The sequence below is a fragment of the Roseivivax sp. CAU 1753 genome, assembly GCF_054482575.1.
The window spans coordinates 858,068-871,896 of sequence record NZ_JBTLRF010000001.1 but is presented as its reverse complement, the minus strand read 5'-3'; the positions used below and the strand labels follow the sequence as shown (position 1 = coordinate 871,896).

The 13,829-nt window shown below is 66.7% G+C and carries 12 protein-coding genes; all 12 read left to right on the top strand.

Annotated elements, in window-relative coordinates; all coding sequences use genetic code 11:
* Positions 1 to 50 precede the first annotated feature (50 nt).
* On the top strand, positions 51 to 1,511 hold the full coding sequence (hydA, locus tag ACXYMN_RS03955) for a dihydropyrimidinase (protein WP_459012139.1): 1,461 nt from the start codon (positions 51 to 53) through the stop codon (positions 1,509 to 1,511).
* Between the two features lie 46 nt (positions 1,512 to 1,557).
* Positions 1,558 to 2,340: an ABC transporter ATP-binding protein gene (locus tag ACXYMN_RS03950; RefSeq protein WP_459012138.1), complete on the top strand. Its 783-nt coding sequence runs from the start codon at positions 1,558 to 1,560 to the stop codon at positions 2,338 to 2,340.
* Positions 2,341 to 2,497: 157 nt separating this feature from the next.
* Entirely contained in the window at positions 2,498 to 3,421 is a 924-nt protein-coding gene (locus ACXYMN_RS03945) for an ABC transporter permease (RefSeq protein ID WP_459012355.1), read from the top strand.
* 124 nt (positions 3,422 to 3,545) lie between these two features.
* Positions 3,546 to 4,391, top strand: a complete 846-nt coding sequence (locus ACXYMN_RS03940; protein ID WP_459012137.1) for an ABC transporter permease — start codon at positions 3,546 to 3,548, stop codon at positions 4,389 to 4,391.
* A gap of 43 nt (positions 4,392 to 4,434) precedes the next feature.
* The gene (locus ACXYMN_RS03935) at positions 4,435 to 5,436 is read left to right on the top strand and encodes an ABC transporter substrate-binding protein (RefSeq protein WP_459012136.1); all 1,002 of its coding nucleotides are present in this window, start codon (positions 4,435 to 4,437) and stop codon (positions 5,434 to 5,436) included.
* A 109-nt stretch (positions 5,437 to 5,545) separates the two neighbouring features.
* Positions 5,546 to 5,785: a hypothetical protein gene (locus ACXYMN_RS03930; RefSeq protein ID WP_459012135.1), complete on the top strand. Its 240-nt coding sequence runs from the start codon at positions 5,546 to 5,548 to the stop codon at positions 5,783 to 5,785.
* Positions 5,769 to 6,977 (top strand): CaiB/BaiF CoA transferase family protein, encoded by a 1,209-nt coding sequence (locus ACXYMN_RS03925; RefSeq protein WP_459012134.1) that lies wholly within the window; start codon positions 5,769 to 5,771, stop codon positions 6,975 to 6,977. The genes ACXYMN_RS03930 and ACXYMN_RS03925 overlap by 17 nt, the downstream gene beginning before the upstream one ends.
* 256 nt (positions 6,978 to 7,233) lie before the next feature.
* Positions 7,234 to 8,460: an OpgC family protein gene (locus ACXYMN_RS03920; RefSeq protein WP_459012132.1), complete on the top strand. Its 1,227-nt coding sequence runs from the start codon at positions 7,234 to 7,236 to the stop codon at positions 8,458 to 8,460.
* A gap of 1 nt (position 8,461) precedes the next feature.
* Entirely contained in the window at positions 8,462 to 9,988 is a 1,527-nt protein-coding gene (locus ACXYMN_RS03915) for an OpgD/OpgG family glucan biosynthesis protein (protein WP_459012131.1), read from the top strand.
* Entirely contained in the window at positions 9,985 to 11,865 is a 1,881-nt protein-coding gene (mdoH, locus tag ACXYMN_RS03910; protein WP_459012130.1) for a glucans biosynthesis glucosyltransferase MdoH, read from the top strand. Before ACXYMN_RS03915 ends, mdoH begins: the two co-directional genes overlap by 4 nt.
* A 108-nt stretch (positions 11,866 to 11,973) precedes the next feature.
* On the top strand, positions 11,974 to 12,819 hold the full coding sequence (locus ACXYMN_RS03905) for a CE1 family esterase (protein ID WP_459012129.1): 846 nt from the start codon (positions 11,974 to 11,976) through the stop codon (positions 12,817 to 12,819).
* 223 nt (positions 12,820 to 13,042) lie between these two features.
* Positions 13,043 to 13,819, top strand: a complete 777-nt coding sequence (locus ACXYMN_RS03900; RefSeq protein WP_459012128.1) for an SDR family NAD(P)-dependent oxidoreductase — start codon at positions 13,043 to 13,045, stop codon at positions 13,817 to 13,819.
* Positions 13,820 to 13,829: the final 10 nt, after the last annotated feature.

The window sequence follows — 13,829 nt, the reverse complement described above, 5'->3', positions numbered from 1 at the left end:
ATGCGCCCGGCCGTGAAAGAACGAATGCGAACCAACGCAGGGAGAAGATCATGACCAAGGTCATCAAGAACGGCACCGTAGTCACCGCCGACCGCACCTGGAAGGCCGACATCCTGATCGAGGGTGAGACGATCAGCCGGATTGGCGAAAACCTCATGGGCGACGAGGTGATCGACGCCGAAGGTGCTTACGTCATTCCCGGCGGCATTGACCCACACACCCATCTGGAAATGCCCTTCATGGGCACCACCGCGGCCGAAACTTTCGAGACCGGGACCTGGGCCGCGGCCTGCGGCGGCACCACGATGCTGGTTGATTTCTGCCTGCCGGGGGCTGACGGGTCGATCAAGAACGCCATCAACGAATGGCACCGCAAGTCCGCGCCGCAGATCTGTTCCGATATCGGCTACCACATGGCGATCACCGGCTGGAACGAGACCATCTTCGCCGAGATGAAGGACGCCGTCGACATGGGCGTCAATTCCTTCAAGCATTTCATGGCCTACAAGGGCGCGCTGATGATCGAGGACGACGAGATGTTCGCGTCCTTCAAACGCTGCAAGGAACTGGGCGCGCTGCCCATGGTCCATGCGGAAAACGGCGATCTGGTGGCCGACATGCAGCAGCAGATGCTGGAACAGGGCATCACCGGCCCCGAGGGCCACGCCTATTCCCGACCGCCCGAGTTTGAGGGCGAGGCCGCCAACCGCGCCATCACCATCGCCGATGCGGCGGGCGTGCCGCTTTATATCGTGCATGTGTCCTGCGAGCAGGCGCATGAGGCGATCCGGCGCGCGCGGCAGAAGGGCATGCGCGTCTACGGCGAGCCGCTGGTGCAGTTTCTGACCCTCGACGAGAGCGAGTATTTCAACAAGGACTGGGACCACGCCGCGCGCCGCGTCATGTCGCCGCCGTTCCGCAACAAGGAACATCAGGACAGCCTTTGGGCGGGGCTTCAGTCTGGCTCGCTTCAGGTCGTGGCAACCGATCACGCCGCTTTCTCGACAGCGCAGAAACGCATGGGTGTCGATGATTTCACCAAGATCCCCAACGGCTCGAACGGGCTGGAGGAACGGCTCGGCGTGCTCTGGACCGAAGGGGTCGAAACGGGTCGCCTGACGATGAACGAATTTGTCGCGGTGACCTCCTCCAACGTGGCCAAGATCCTCAACATCTATCCCAAGAAGGGCGCGCTGGTGGAAGGGGCGGATGCCGATATCGTCGTCTGGGACCCGTCCATCACCAAGACGATCAGCGCCTCGAACCACCATTCCATTCTGGATTACAACGTCTTCGAGGGCTTCGAGGTCAAGGCCCAGCCGCGCTACACGCTGAGCCGGGGCGAGGTCATCTGGGCCTGGGGGCAGAACAGCCAGCCGCAGCCGGGCCGGGGCCGCTTTGTGCCGCGTCCGGCCTTCCCGTCGGCCCATGCGGCGCTGTCGAAGTGGAAGGCACTGACCGCGCCCAAGATGATCCACCGCGATCCGATGAACATCCCGGCGGGGATTTGAACCCGCCGCCAACCGCCCGCACCGCCCCTGTCGGAGGACTTGCCCTGTGACCGCTGCCCCCGTGATCCGCGCCAAGGATCTCAATCTGACGTTCCAGACCAATGACGGACCGGTCCATGCGCTGAAGGATGTCAATCTCGACATCGAAAAGGGCGAGTTCGTGTCCTTCATCGGCCCGTCGGGCTGCGGCAAGACGACGTTCCTGCGCTGTGTCGCGGGGCTTGAGCAGCCCACGGGCGGCAGTCTGACGGTCGATGGCATGACCCCGGAAGAGGCCCGCCGCGCGCGCGCCTATGGCTACGTCTTCCAGGCGGCGGGGTTGTATCCCTGGCGCACCATCGGCGGCAACATCCGCCTGCCGCTGGAGATCATGGGCTATTCCGCCGAGGAAAAGGCCCGTCGGGTCAAGGAAACGCTGGCGCTGGTCGATCTGGACGGGTTCGAGAAGAAATTCCCGTGGCAATTGTCGGGCGGCATGCAGCAACGTGCCTCGATCGCGCGGGCGCTGGCCTTCGATGCGGCGATCCTGTTGATGGACGAGCCGTTCGGCGCGCTCGACGAGATCGTGCGCGACCATCTGAACGCGGAGTTGCTCAAGCTGTGGGGGCGGACCGGAAAGACCATGCTCTTCGTCACCCATTCGATCCCCGAGGCGGTGTACCTGTCCACCAGGATCGTGGTGATGAGCCCGCGACCGGGGCGCATCTCGGACGTGATCGACAGCCCGCTGCCGAAGGATCGCCCGCTCGATATCCGCGAAAGCCAGGCCTTCATCGACATTGCCCACCGCGTTCGTGAAGGTCTGCGCGCCGGGATGGAAACGGTGTGATGCGCGGGGCAGGCGGACAGCAAAGGCCCGGCGCGCGCGCCCGCGACGCGGCAACGGGGCTTGGCGGAAGGGGCGCACGATGATCGAGACGGCGTCGATTTCGGCACAGGGCGCGGGTGTCGGCCGGTCAGGGCGCGTGGCGCTCTGGTCGCGGGGGATGGTTGCGGGCGTGGCGCCGGTGCTGAGTGTTGTCGCGGTGCTGATCGGGCTTTGGTATCTTGCCTGCATCCCGATGAACGCGGCGCAATCGGTGCTCGACGCCAGCCGCGCCGGTGCCGTCGTCATCCCCGAAAGCCCCGCCGAGCGGCGGCAGATGGGGGGGCTGGCGCTGGCGCTTGCCAATCCCGGCATCGCGGCGGCCTCGGCCTATGACCAGGATCGCGCGCGACTGCCGGCACCGCACCAGGTGGCGGTCGAGTTGTGGAAATCCACCGTCGGGATGGCCCCCACGTCGAAGCGGAGCCTTGTCTACCACGCCTGGGTGACCCTGTCAGCCACAGGTCTGGGCTTTGTTATCGGGACGGTGCTGGGCATCCTGCTGGCGGTGGGTATCGTGCACAGCCGGGTGATGGACATGAGCGTCATGCCCTGGGCCATCGTCAGCCAGACCATCCCGATCATCGCCATCGCGCCGATGATCATCGTGGTGCTCTATTCCGTGGGCATCCAGGGGCTGGTTCCGAAGGCGGTGATCTCGGCCTATCTGTCGTTCTTTCCGGTGATCGTGGGCATGGTGAAGGGGTTGCGGTCGCCGGCGGCGATGCAGCTCGATCTTCTGGCCACCTACGGGGCCAGCAAGCCCGAGACGTTCTGGAAGCTTCGCCTGCCGTCGTCGATGCCCTACCTGTTTGCGTCGCTGAAGATCGGTTTTGCCGCCGCCCTGATCGGGGCCATCGTCGGCGAATTGCCGACCGGAGCGACGGCGGGCCTTGGCGCGCGGCTGCTGGCGGGCAGCTACTACGGCCAGACCGTGCAGATCTGGTCGGCGCTCTTCGCCGCGGCCATCCTCGCGGCGCTCTGCGTCGGTCTGATCGGGGTGTTCGAGCGCATGCTGTTGCGCAGGATGGGGATGCAGCGATGAGCGTGGCGCGGGCGCGCCCCGTCTTTGCCGCGCGCCCTTGGGGGCGGTCGGGAACTGCGTATTTGGAAAATGGAAAGGCAGGCGCGCCAAGCCGGTGGACGCGCGGCAAACCGGAGGGCGTGGCATGGCGTTGCTGATCGCGGCACTTGCGCTTTGGCTTGCGGGCTGGGCCGTGAACGCGCGGCTGGCGACGGGGCCGCTGTCCGGGACGCGGGGCGCGCAACTGGCCGTGCCGATCGTCTTCGGGCTGACGCTTCTGGGGATCTGGGAGCTGGTGGTGCGGGGGCTGAACGTGCCGGGGGTGATCCTGCCGGCCCCCACGGTCATCGGCACCACGTTCCTGGCGCAGACCGATGTGCTTTGGCAGGATTTCGTGCAGACTTTCGTCAAGGGCGCGCTGTCGGGCTTCGCCATTGGCTGCACCGCGGCCTTTCTGGTGGCGATCCTTGCGGACCGGACGGATTTCCTGCGCCGCGGCATCCTGCCGGTTGGCAATTTCATGGCCGCGCTTCCCATCGTCGGGACCGCGCCCATCCTGGTGATGTGGTTCGGGTTCAACTGGGAATCGAAGGCCGCCGTGGTGGTGGTCATGGTGTTCTTTCCGATGCTGGTGAACACGGTGGCGGGCCTTGCGGACACATCGGCGATGCAGCGCGACCTGATGCGCACCTATGGGGCCAGCTATCTGCAGACCCTGTTGAAGCTGCGCCTGCCCGCGGCGATGCCGTTCATCTTCAACGGCCTGAAAATATCGACCACGCTGGCGCTGATCGGAGCCATCGTTGCGGAATTTTTCGGCTCTCCGATCCGGGGGGTGGGGTTTCGTATCTCGACCTCGGTCGGGCAGCTTGCACTGGACATGGTCTGGGCCGAGATTGTGGTTGCCGCGCTGGCGGGCACGCTTTTTTATGGGGCGGTCGCCGCGGTCGAGAAACGGGTCACGTTCTGGCACCCGTCGCACCGGAGCTGAAGACATCCGGGCGAGAAGGCAGGACCGACATGGAGGTTACGATATGAAACGGATGTTTATCAGTGCTGCCGCCGTTCTGGGGATGATGGCCCCGGCGGTGCAGGCGCAGGATCTCGACGAGGTCACGCTGCAGCTGAAATGGGTCACGCAGGCGCAGTTCGCGGGTTACTATGTCGCCGAGGCACAGGGGTTCTACGAAGAGGAAGGCCTGGACGTCGAGATCAAGCCCGGCGGTCCGGACATCGCGCCCGAGCAGGTCATCGCCGGGGGCGGCGCGGACGTGATCGTGACCTGGATGGCCGCGGGTCTGGCGGCGCGGGAACGCGGCGTGCCGCTGGTCAATATCGCCCAGCCCTTTGCCACGGGCGGGTTGCAGTTGACCTGCCTCAAGTCGACCGGTGTCGAGAGCCCCAAGGATTTCCCCGGTCGCACCCTGGGCGTCTGGTTCTTCGGCAACGAGTATCCGTTCTATGCCTGGATGGCGCAGCTGGGTGTCGCCACGGATGGCGCGGACGACGATGGTGTCACCGTGTTGAAGCAGGCGTTCAACGTCGATCCGCTGTTGCAGGGGCAGGCGGATTGTATCTCGACCATGACCTACAATGAATACGGTCAGGTGCTGGATGCGGGCTACACACCCGACGAGCTGGTGAACTTCAACTACCTCGATGAAGGCGTCGGCATGCTGGAAGATGGCCTTTACGTGCTGGAGGAGAACCTCGAGGACCCGGCGTTCCAGGACAAGATGGTCCGTTTCGTGCGCGCCTCGATGAAGGGCTGGAAATACGCCGAGGCCAACCCCGACGAGGCCGCTGCCATCGTCGTGGAGAACGACATGACCGGGGCGCAGACCATCGAGCACCAGACCTACATGATGGGCGAGGTTGCCAAGCTGACCGCGGGGTCGAACGGCGCGCTGGACCCTGACGATTACCAGCAGACCGTCGACACGTTGCTGTCGGCGATCTCGGATGACAACCCGGCGATCACCAAGGCACCCGAGGGGGCCTGGACGCATGTCGTCACCGATGCCGCGCTGAACTGAGCGGAAAGGTCCCGATGGCCAGGGCCGTCGCCGGGGACATCCCTGGCGGCGGCTTTGTCATTTGGGGGGCGGCGGAGCGCCTGCAAGCCAAGTGGCCGCGGCGGGGCCCATGCTGGAGAACGCGCATCTTGGCGAGATCTTTCTTGTCTTTGTCGATCGATCTCTGGCACTGATCGCGTCGGGTCCGGTCATGCGGGCCGTGCGGCACCCGGCCGGGACACGGACCGCACGGGCCTGCCGCCTTGGACCGGGCGGCGCAAAAGGCGTCCTGCGCGCCGCAAGTGCCGCCATCGCGTTCGCCATGACCGCCACGAAGATCGACCGGAGAGCCTATGACGGAACACGCTGAACCCCGGGGCGCGCTCGACGGGCTGGTTATCTGCGATCTCACGCGGATCCTCGCCGGACCGACGGCGACCCAGATGCTGGGCGATCTCGGGGCCACCGTGATCAAGATCGAAAACCCCGCAACGGGTGGCGACGATACCCGCGCCTGGGGGCCGCCCTATGCCGAAACCCGGGACGGGCAGAGCGATCTTTCGGCCTATTTCATGGCCGCCAACCGCAACAAGCTGTCGGTGGCGGCCGATATCTCGACCGAGCACGGCGCGGCGCTGGTGCGCGAGATCGCGATGCAGGCCGATGTGGTGATCGAGAATTTCAAGCCGGGCGGGCTGGTGAAATTCGGGCTCGACCATGCCGCGCTCTGCGCCGCGCGCCCAGAGCTTGTCTATTGCTCGATTTCGGGTTTCGGCCAGACCGGGCCGAACCGGCACCTGGCGGGTTATGACCTGATGGCGCAAGGCTATGGCGGGATCATGGCGCTGACCGGTGCCCCCGATGGGCCGCCCATGAAGGTGGGCGTCGGCATTGCCGACCTGATGTGCGGCATGTATGCGACGATCGGGGTTCTGGCCGCGCTGCGCCACCGCGATGCGACCGGTGTGGGGCAGCACATCGACGTCGCGCTGGTCGACACCCAGATGGCCTGGCTGATCAACGAGGGCACCAATTATCTGGCCTCGGGGCAGGAGCCGAAGCGGCGCGGCAACGCGCATCCCAATATCGCGCCCTACGATGTCTTCGCCTGTGCGGACGGGCACGTGATCCTGGCTGTCGGCAATGACGCCCAGTTCCGACGCTTCTGCGCAGAAATGGGGCGGGAAGAGCTTGGCCGTGATCCGCGTTTTGAAACAAACCCGCTAAGGACCAGAAATCGCGCCGATCTTACGGCGATCATTGCGGAAATTCTGGCACCACTGGCGCAAAAGGATGTGCTTTTGCGCCTGGCCGGCAAGACCGTGCCTGCCGGGCCGATCCAATCGGTCGGACAGGCGCTTATGTCGGATCAGGCGGTTGCGCGCGGCGCGGTCATCGAGATGCCGCATCCGGATTGCGTGAAGGGGGCCGTGCAACTACTTGGCAATCCTTTGAAATTCTCGGAAACGCCGGTGCGCTACCGGACGCCGCCGCCCCGCATGGGACAAGACAGCGACCGCGTGCTCGACATGCTCCGGTCGGCAATCGCGCGCCGACGCTGACGCCAATTCCCGCCGAGCCGGAATTCACAAAGCCGCGCTTTGCCGCGTATGTGAACCCTATCGCGCAGCGCAGCCGCCTAGGCTTGTGCCGCAGAAGCAGGAGGCCACGCAGGATGACCCGACAATACCGGATATTTGCCGCGTTGAGACGCGGGACTCCGCCATTGCCGCCGCGCGCAGGAATGTCGCCCTTTACGCGGCCCGATAAACCCGTAAGCAGCCTTGTCACGCCGTCCCGAAAGCACGAAGCAGCCGAATGAGCCTTGCAGAGACACCCATGTCGGCCACCGCCGCCGCGTTCCCGAATGCCACCGCGACCCCGCGGTCCACGCTGCGCGATCCGCGGCTCGATTTCTTCCGTGGCATCGCCATGTTCATCATCCTGATCGCGCATGTGCCGGGCAACTGGCTGACGCTCTGGATTCCGGCGCGGTTCGGGTTTTCCGATGCGACCGAGATCTTTGTTTTCTGCTCGGGCATGGCGTCGGCCATCGCCTTTGGCGCGGTGTTTCGCGATCGGGGCTGGGCGCTGGGGGCCGCGCGCGTCGCGTTTCGCTGCTGGCAGGTCTACTGGGCGCATATCGGGCTCTTCCTTGCGGTCGCCGCGACCATGGCCGCGTTGAATGCCTCGGGCGCGTTCGAGCGCGACTACGTGGGCCAGCTTAACCTGCATCCGTTCTTCAACGAGACCGAGACCAACCTCATCGGTCTGCTAACGCTGAGCTACGTGCCGAACTATTTCGACATCCTGCCGATGTACCTGGTCATCCTGGCCATGATGCCGTTTTTCGTGGCGCTGGTCGCGGTTCACCGCGGGCTTGCAGTGCTTGTGGTGGTCGCACTATGGGCCGCCGCGCAGGCCGACATGCTGTCGCTTCCGGCAGAGCCGTGGTCGGACCGCGAATGGTTCTTCAACCCGTTCGGCTGGCAGCTGATCTTCTTCACCGGATTTGCTTTCATGGCGGGCTGGCTGCCGGTGCCGCCGGTTGACCGGCGTCTGGTGATCCTCGCCGCGCTGATTGTCATCCTGATCGTGCCGTTTGCCTATTTCCGCATCATCGGCGCGTCCGAATTCGTGCGGGTCTGGCGCGGCGATTATGCCCTGCTGATCGCCAAGACGGATTTCGGCATCCTGCGCTATGTGCACTTCCTGGCGCTGGCCTATCTGGCCTGGGTTGCAGTCGGGCCGCGGGGGGCGCGGCTGATCCCGTCCGGTGCGGGGTCCGGGTCCGGGCATGCCGCGGCGATGCTGTGGCGGCGCGGTCTTGCCTTCATCATGAAGGTGGGTCAGCAATCCCTGGCGGTGTTCATCGCCTCCATGTACCTCGCCCGGCTGATGGGGCTCTGGCTTGACGTGCTGGGCCGCAATCATCTGACGATGTTCGCCGTCAATCTGGCCGGTGCGCTGCTTCTCGTCGCGGTGGCCTATGGCGCGGGCTGGTTCAAGTCGCAGCCCTGGCGGCGGGCGAAGGGGACCCCATGACATGCTGAGACGCGATGTTCTTGCCGGGCTGTTGGCGGCCCTTGCCCTGCCTGTGCGCGCGGGCGACGTTACGGCCCCCGATGAGCCGGGGCTGCGACTGGGCACGCCGAAACCCTTTGCCTCCGGCGACGTGCGCCTGCTGGCGCGGCGTCTGGCGCAGACCCCCTATGCCCCGCCGCCGCGCATTCCCAAGGCCTGGACCGATCTGAGCTATGATCAGTATCGCGCGATCTGGTTCGATGCCCGGAATGCGCTGTGGGAAGGCACCGACGCGCCCCTGCGCCTCGATGTCTTTGCGCCGGGGCTGTATTTTCCGACGCCGATCCGCCTTGACGTGGTTGCGGGCGGGGCGGCGCGGCCCGTGTTGTTCGATCTGGCCGTGTTCGACACCACCGACCAGTTCCCCGATTTGCCGGTGGACGACACGCTGGGTTATTCCGGTTTTCGCCTGCGCGCCGAGCTGGAGCGCCTGGGCATCTTTACCGAATTCGCGGTGTTCCAGGGGGCGAGCTATTTCCGCGGTATCGGCGCGGGCCAGACCTACGGGTTGTCGGCGCGCGGGCTGGCCATCGACACGGGCGAACCCTCGGGCGAGGAATTTCCCGAGTTTCGGCATTTCTGGATCGAAAGGCCGGCGCGCGGTGCGGATACGACCGTGCTGCACGCGCTGCTCGACAGTCCGTCCTGCACCGGGGCCTACCGCTTTGAGATCACGCCTGGAGAAGCGCTGGAGATCGGGGTCGAGGCCGAGATCTTCGCGCGCAGCCGCATGGCGCATTTCGGTATCGGCGCGCTGACCTCGATGTTCCAGTTCGACGACACCAACCGAGACCGATTTTCCGATTTCCGCTCGGCGATCCACGATTCCGACGGGCTGTTGATCGAAAATGGCAACGGAGAGACGATCTGGCGACCGCTGGCCAACCCCAAGACGCTGCAGATCAGCGGTTTTCAGGACGATGGCCCCAAGGGTTTCGGACTGATGCAGCGGGCCCGGAACTTCGAGGATTTCGGCGATCTTCAGGCGCTTTACCACAGGCGTCCGTCGCTCTGGATCGCGCCGCGCGGGGCTTGGGGCCGGGGCGAGGTGACGCTGGTCGAGATCCCCACCGACGACGAGGTCTACGACAATATCGTAGCCTATTGGCGTCCCGCCGAACCGCTGGAGCCGGGGGGGTCGCATGCCTTTGCCTATGACATGACCTGGAGCGACCGGGCTGAATACGGCACCGGTCTGCGGGTGCACAACACCCGCGCGGGTGCTGCGCGCGGCGGCGGCATCCGCTTTGCCATCGATTTCGCCCCCAAGGACGGCGTGGCGCAGGATCCGGCCGGGATCGAGCCGCTGGTGCGGGCGGCACGGGGCCAGATCGTGGCCCCGATCATCGAGCGCAATCCCCAGACCGGGGGGCTGCGGCTGGGCTTCACCCTCGATCCCGGCGATGCCGACGTGATCGAGATGCGCGCGCAGTTGCGGCAAGGCGACGGGCCGCTGTCCGAAGTCTGGCTCTATCGGTGGACGGCATGACGGGCGCGCAGGACAGGATGATGCCGCCGCGCGCGCCGCTGGCGATGCAGGCGCAACGCTTTGACCGGGCCGCACCGCCCGGGCGGGCCATGCCGCGCCATCGCCGTCGCGACCTCTGGTGGCGGATCGGGGCGTTTGGCCCGGCGCTGGCGATCACGCTGTCGCTGATCGCGGGGCTGGTGCGCTGGTTCGACGCGGGTGGCTTTACCGCGCAGGAAGGGCTGGTGACGCTGCTGATCGGGTTGACCTTCATCTGGGTGTCGCTGTCGGTCTCCGCGGTGGCGCTGGCGGCGGTGCGGCTGATCCTGGGCCGCCGCGCCGATCGACGTCCGCGCGGCCCGGCACAGCGGATCGCGCTGCTGGTGCCGATCTACAACGAGACCCCGTCGGACGTGACGGGCAATGTCGCGGCGATGCGGCGCGACCTCGAACAGGGCCCGGCCCGCGACACCTTTGCCTTCTTCATCCTGTCGGACACGCAGGACCCGGCCATCGCCGCCGAAGAGGTGCGCGCGGTCGGGCACCTGCGCGCCGAGGCCGGACCCCGGATCGCGGTGCATTACCGCCGCCGCGCCGCCAATACCGACAAGAAGGTGGGCAATATCAACGACTGGATCGCCGAATACGGCGCGGCATGGGATGCGATGATCGTGCTCGATGCCGACAGCCTGATGACCGGCGCGGGCATAAGGCATCTCAGCGACGCGATGGCGCGCGACCCCGATGCCGGCCTGATCCAGTCCTTCCCGGTGCTGATCTCGGCCGAGACGCTGTTCGGCCGGATGCAGCAATTCGCCACCTCGGTCTATGGCTGGCTGCTGGCCGAGGGACTGTCGCTCTGGTCGCAATCCGAGGGCAATTACTGGGGCCATAACGCCATCATCCGCACCCGGGCCTTTGCCGACAGCGCGCAGCTGCCGCATCTGCGGGGCCGCGACGGGCGCGACGAGCTGATCCTGAGCCACGATTTCGTCGAGGCCGGGATGCTGCGCCGGGCGGGCTGGGCAGTGCGGTTCCTGCCCCGCGCCGGAGGCTCCTTCGAAGAGACACCGGCCACGCTGATCGACTACGTGCTGCGCGACCGGCGCTGGTGTCAGGGCAACCTGCAACATCTGCGGCTTCTGGCGGCGCGCGGCTTTCACCCGATTTCGCGGTTCCACCTGCTGCAGGGGGCGTTTGCCTACCTGCTGTCGCCCGCGTGGTTCGTGCTTCTGGTGGTCTGGTCCGCCTTTCTGCCGATGACGGCGGGCGAGGTCAGCTATTTCAGCCCCGCCAATCCCTTTGCGCCGGTCTGGCCGCAATCCAGCCGGATCGACGGGGTCTGGTTTCTGGCTTTCATCTACGTGATGCTGCTTTTGCCCAAGATCGTGGCGGCGGCGCTTCTGGCGGCGACGCGCGGCGTGGTGCAGCTTTATGGCGGGGTCGGGCGCTTTGCCGCGACGACACTGGTCGAGATCGCGCTGGCGATCCTCTATGCGCCGATCCTCATGGTGCAACAAAGCGTGGCCGTCCTGCGCGCGCTGCTGGGCCGCGCCAACCCCTGGGCCCCGCAGGCGCGCGGCACGCAGCATTACGGCTGGGGCACGCTGCTGCGCTTTCACTGGCTCGAAACGGTGCTCGGGCTGGGAATGGTCGCGGGCATGGTGGCGGGGGTGCTGTCGCTGTGGCTGGCCCCTGTTGCGCTCAGCCTGGTCGCAGCCCCGATGCTGTCGCGGATGTCGTCGTTGCCCGTGGCCGAGCACGGATTCCTGCCGCTGCGCCTCGATACGCCGCTGTCGCTGCGCGAGCCGCGCGTGCAGACCCGGGCGCGCAGCGAGCGGGCGCGGATCCGGGCCGCGCTCGACGCCGAGGGCGATGCCGTGCTTGCCGGGGAGTGACGCGGGGGACGCTGGCACCCGTTGCCTGCCGGAGACCGGTCTCCTTGACCGATGCCGCTGGTCTGCCGTTCACTGGGCCATCTTCACCACCCGTCAATGGTGTCCGCCATGCGCTTGCCTCTCATTCTGATCACGATCCTCGCGGCGCTGCTGCCTCATAGCGGGCAGGCGGGGTGCGTGGTTGCGCCCGACCCCTGCAAGATCGCGGGCGGCAGCTATCATATCGAGCTGCCCGAAACCCCGCGCGCGGGGACGCCCGCGCTGGTCTTTCTGCATGGCTGGGGGTCGAGCGGGCAGGGCGTGCTGTCCATGCGCGGTCTGGTCGAGACGGCGCTGGGGCGTGGCTACGCGGTGATCGCGCCCGACGGCACGCCGCGACCGGGGCGCAACGGTCGGTCCTGGGCGTTCCATCCCGACCGCGCCCAGCCGCGCGACGCGGTCGCCTTTCTGCAAGCGGTGGCCGACGACGCCGCCAGCCGGTTCGGGCTGGCGCGCGACGGGATGCTGTTGGCGGGTTTTTCGATCGGCGGGTCGATGACCAGCTATCTTGCCTGCGCCGCCCCCGATGCCTTCGCCGCCTATGCGCCGGTCGCGGGCAGTTTCTGGCGGCCCCACCCTGTGTCCTGCGCGGGGCCGGTGCGGCTGTTCCACACACATGGCTGGCGCGATGCGGTTGTCCCGCTCGAGGGACGGCTCCTGCGCGGTGCGACAGTCGATGCGCCGGGTGCGGTGGCGCAGGGTGACGTGTGGCACGCCATGTCGGTCTGGCGCGTCACCAACGGCTGCGCGTTGAAGGCCGACCGGCACGCGACCGACGCTGTCTACATGCGCCGCGGCTGGGACAGCTGCGTGCCCGGTGCGACGCTGGAGTTTGCGCTGTTCGATGGCGGCCATGCGGTGCCGCAAGGCTGGACCGCGATGGCGCTCGACTGGTTCGAGGGGCTGGACCCCTAGCTCCGGGCCTTTTGGGGTGAGGCCGCGCAGGTTGGAACCCGCCCACCCCAAGGTGCACACCGCGACCGAGCGATTGTGGGGCAACGCCCAAACCCAAGCGGTCGGATCAGCGGCGGGCACGCGGCCACCGGCGGGCTTGTGTCGCCAATTGCCCTGATCCCGGGGTTGCGCCCGCGCGCGCTTTTGTCAGACTGCGCCTGAACCCGCGCCAAAGGAGAGCCCGATGCGAGAAAACGACCGCGCCGTCATCATCACCGGTGCCGCCCAAGGGCTGGGCCTGGCCTGCGCCGAACGCTTTCTCGCCGATGGCGACCGCGTCTTCATGGTGGACCTCAAGGAGGCGGAACTGCTGGCCGCCGTCGACCGGCTGGGCAGTCGGGCCGTGGCCCACGTGGCGGACCTTTCGGTGCTTGATGGCACGGGCGCGACTGCCATCGTCGCGGCCTGTGTCGAGGCCTTCGGGCGCTGCGACGTGCTGATCAACAATGCCGGCGTCATCGTGCAGGCCGATTTCGTCGATTTCCCCGAGGATGGCTTTGACAAGACCCTCGCGGTCAACCTCAAGGCGCCGTTCCTGTTGGGGCAGGCGGTGGCGCGCCAGATGATCGCCCAGGGCGAGGGCGGCGCGGTCATCAACATGTCGTCGGTCAATGCCGAACTGGCGATCCCGAACACCGTGGCCTATGCCTGCTCAAAGGGCGGCATGAAGCAACTGACGGCGGTGATGGCGGTGGGGCTCATTCCGCATGGCATCCGCGTCAACGCCATCGGGCCGGGCACGATCCTGACCGACATGGTGCGCCAGTCGGTGATGCAATCGGATGCCGCGCGCCGGACGATCCTGTCGCGCACGCCCGCAGGACGCTGCGGCGAGCCGTCCGAGATCGCCGCCGTCGCGGCCTTTCTTGCCGGGCCGGATGCGTCCTATATGGTCGGCCAGACGATCTACCCCGATGGCGGTCGCATGGTTCTGAACTACACGGTGCCGGTGGCCGACTGATCGCGCCGCT

Bases quoted from the DNA above. Each gene is read 5' to 3' on its own strand.
- ACXYMN_RS03945 (WP_459012355.1), top strand. From the start codon at position 2,498: ATGGTTGCGGGCGTGGCGCCGGTGCTGAGTGTTGTCGCGGTGCTGATC.
- ACXYMN_RS03900 (WP_459012128.1), top strand. From the start codon at position 13,043: ATGCGAGAAAACGACCGCGCCGTCATCATCACCGGTGCCGCCCAAGGG.
- ACXYMN_RS03920 (WP_459012132.1), top strand. From the start codon at position 7,234: ATGAGCCTTGCAGAGACACCCATGTCGGCCACCGCCGCCGCGTTCCCG.
- ACXYMN_RS03940 (WP_459012137.1), top strand. From the start codon at position 3,546: ATGGCGTTGCTGATCGCGGCACTTGCGCTTTGGCTTGCGGGCTGGGCC.
- hydA (WP_459012139.1), top strand. From the start codon at position 51: ATGACCAAGGTCATCAAGAACGGCACCGTAGTCACCGCCGACCGCACC.
- ACXYMN_RS03930 (WP_459012135.1), top strand. From the start codon at position 5,546: ATGCTGGAGAACGCGCATCTTGGCGAGATCTTTCTTGTCTTTGTCGAT.
- ACXYMN_RS03925 (WP_459012134.1), top strand. From the start codon at position 5,769: ATGACGGAACACGCTGAACCCCGGGGCGCGCTCGACGGGCTGGTTATC.
- ACXYMN_RS03905 (WP_459012129.1), top strand. From the start codon at position 11,974: ATGCGCTTGCCTCTCATTCTGATCACGATCCTCGCGGCGCTGCTGCCT.
- mdoH (WP_459012130.1), top strand. From the start codon at position 9,985: ATGACGGGCGCGCAGGACAGGATGATGCCGCCGCGCGCGCCGCTGGCG.
- ACXYMN_RS03935 (WP_459012136.1), top strand. From the start codon at position 4,435: ATGAAACGGATGTTTATCAGTGCTGCCGCCGTTCTGGGGATGATGGCC.
- ACXYMN_RS03915 (WP_459012131.1), top strand. From the start codon at position 8,462: ATGCTGAGACGCGATGTTCTTGCCGGGCTGTTGGCGGCCCTTGCCCTG.